We start from the raw sequence: 2,572 nt of genomic DNA on the forward strand, positions 1-2,572 counted from the left end.
CGATACGGATTGGCGAAATTGGCCATCAAGCCCATGCGCTGGCGCTCACCGCTTTGGATATCGACCCATTTTTGCGCATAGACGCGGCAGGCGGCGCGGAATTCGGCAGCTGGCACTTCGTCCTTTTTGCGGCCCTTGGCGCGAAACTCTTCTTCGACCTTCCACTCAATGGGCAGACCGTGGCAGTCCCAGCCAGGTACAAAGTCCGCGTCAAAGCCCAAGACTTGGCGGGAACGGCAGACAAAGTCCTTCAAGCTATTGTTCAGCGAGTGCCCGATGTGGGAGTTGCCGTTCGCATAGGGTGGGCCATCATGATAAACAAAGCGCGTGCGCCCGGCGCTGGCCTTGCGCTGGCGGCCATAGAGGTCTTCTGCCTGCCATTTCGCGACAAATTGCGGTTCCTTCTGCGGCAAGCCTGCGCGCATCGGGAACGGGGTGTCGGGCAGAAAGATGGTCGGGCGATAGTCGCGTGGTTCTGAGGTCATCGGTTCGGTCTTTATCTAAGCGCGCTGCGTGGTTTCACGCCACGCGTGTCATGACTTGATTTTGTGGCGATGTCTTCCCGGCACGCGGAATCGAAGTCAGCGGCGTGCCGGGCTGATAATTCGAAACAGGGCAAAAAGGGCGTGTGCAGTGCTCATGGCGGGCCTCATAGCCCAGTTAGGCGTCCGTGTTAAGGCAAGCAGGTCATACCACTGGCAGTTGCGTACTATTGGCCAGAATGACCGTGACTTTCGAGCGGCCCTTAAACTTCGCGTCCTTCAAGAAGCGTGCCCAAGGCCCGGTGTGGCCTTCTTGCGGCGTATAGCGCCCGGCCACCACCATGCAGCCTTCCGACGAGAAGCGGTCATAGGGCTCCAGCAAGGGCGTCTCTGCACAATGAATGTTATCGTCCGTGGTGCTTGAGACATTCGCACCTTGCATCCCTGTCGGGGTCGTCGCGCGCAGCACCTTCAGCGCGCCTGCGCCGCCGCCCGCCCCATTCTGGCGTAGTGCCCCGATGATGGAGAAGGGGAAGCCATACTTCTTATAATTAGAGTGCGAGCCCGGCACATAATCAAACACGCCGGGCAACAACATATTGGCCGCCTGAACACCTAAAGCGGAGGATACAATCGCGGTGCGGTTCGGCACGGTCGAGGCCGCATAAGTCGACAATTGCTTGGTTTCAGGGTCCCACACGCCAATGGTGCAGCAGAAGTTCAAATGGTCTGGCGGCACAATCGTTAAGCGGTGGCCAGAGGCATAAGGATTGCTCGAACGGTCTGAAACCGCACCCCGAATGGCAAATACCACAGGACCTGCGGCCAGTTCCCGATCACCGACCACCTCGCGAAATACCGCATCCGTAATGTCGACGCCAGCACCCGCGCGGGCGGCAAAGCCCGGTTCGCTCAAGGGGCGCACGGCCAACCATTTGTCCGGCGTCACCACTTCCCCTAATTGCGGCTTGCGCCAAGCAAGGCCGGTCCCGCGTGCAATCGCCGCTTCGGGGCTCTCGCGCACGGCAGGGTCTTTGATCAGGCCTTCGCGGATGGACGATTTGGCAGGCCCGGTTTTTGCCACTTCTGGCTTGGCGGGAGCAGGAGCTGGTTCAGGCGTTGGCTGGGCGGGGGCGGGTTCGGGCGCGGCCGTGCGGCGGTCGCGAGTTTTGCTGCGCGAGAACCAAGACCAAATGCCCCATCCAGCGGCTAAGCCAAAGCCTGTGCCGCCCAAAATCATCCAGCGCCGGTTCATCGTGACAATCCCTTTAGGGTCATTCTCAGCCTCTTGCGTCGTGCGACCTTATTTCTAGTTTGGTTGCCCAATCCGTCTGAATTCAAAGCCAAGTTTCTTTAACTTTTCACGATCAGATAGAATTAGCCACTGCTCTAATCCTATTTGTGGCAGGGGTCGAGCCGCATCTAGCACCCTTGCATTTCGGCGCCATTCCGGCACTATGTAGGAAAACAACAAGCAACTGGGTGGCATGCTAAATGGTGAAGAATCGCTGGAAAACGATCCTACGCACGGGTGCCTGTGCGGCGAGCGCTTTGCTTGTCTGCACCTCGGCTTTTGCCCAAACACCGCGCCCCGTGCAACACAAGGAACGCCCGAAAGTGTCTGAACCCATCTCGTTCGCTAATCCCCATGATTTGGCGCTCGCGCCCAAGCTCGCCGCACGTGAAGCCGATTGGCGCATTGGCCCGGTGGTGTATCAGGTGATGGTAGATCGGTTCGCGCCCTCGCGTGATCTAGAAGCCAAGCGCGCACTCTATGCCGCCCCGCGCACCTTGCACCCATGGTCCAGCACGCCCAAGCGTGGGAAGCTCCTACCAGAGCAGGGCCTTTGGACGCATGAGCTCGATTTCTGGGGTGGCGATCTCGACAGTCTGACCAGCAAACTCGACTATGTTAAAGCGCTCGATGTCGATGTCCTCTATTTGGGGCCGATCCATGACGCCTTCACCAACCACAAATATGACGCCAATGATTATTTCAAAGTCTCGCCCGAATATGGCACGCGCGACGACGTCAAGAAGCTGGCAGCTGGCCTGCATGACAAGGGCATGCGCCTCGTCCTCGATGGCGT

At 58.9% G+C, this 2,572-nt stretch carries 3 protein-coding genes; 1 reads left to right on the top strand and 2 read right to left on the bottom strand.

From position 1 onward, the window contains the following. Together ACOVRA_RS10990 and ACOVRA_RS10995 are read right to left on the bottom strand one after the other, a co-directional pair. Window positions 1-485: class I tRNA ligase family protein (locus tag ACOVRA_RS10990; protein WP_421720328.1), on the bottom strand; the 485-nt coding region annotated here is incomplete at its 3' end. A gap of 202 nt (window positions 486-687) precedes the next feature. Next, complete coding sequence (locus ACOVRA_RS10995; RefSeq protein WP_421720329.1) at window positions 688-1,737, bottom strand: hypothetical protein; 1,050 nt, start codon at window positions 1,735-1,737, stop codon at window positions 688-690. Window positions 1,738-1,976: 239 nt separating this feature from the next. Between ACOVRA_RS10995 and ACOVRA_RS11000 the strand changes: the two genes are divergently transcribed. Further along, the coding region (locus ACOVRA_RS11000; RefSeq protein ID WP_421720330.1) for an alpha-amylase family glycosyl hydrolase at window positions 1,977-2,572 on the top strand (596 nt) is incomplete at its 3' end.

It is taken from the genome of Aquidulcibacter sp., assembly GCF_049239865.1.
GTDB lineage: Bacteria > Pseudomonadota > Alphaproteobacteria > Caulobacterales > Aquidulcibacteraceae > Aquidulcibacter.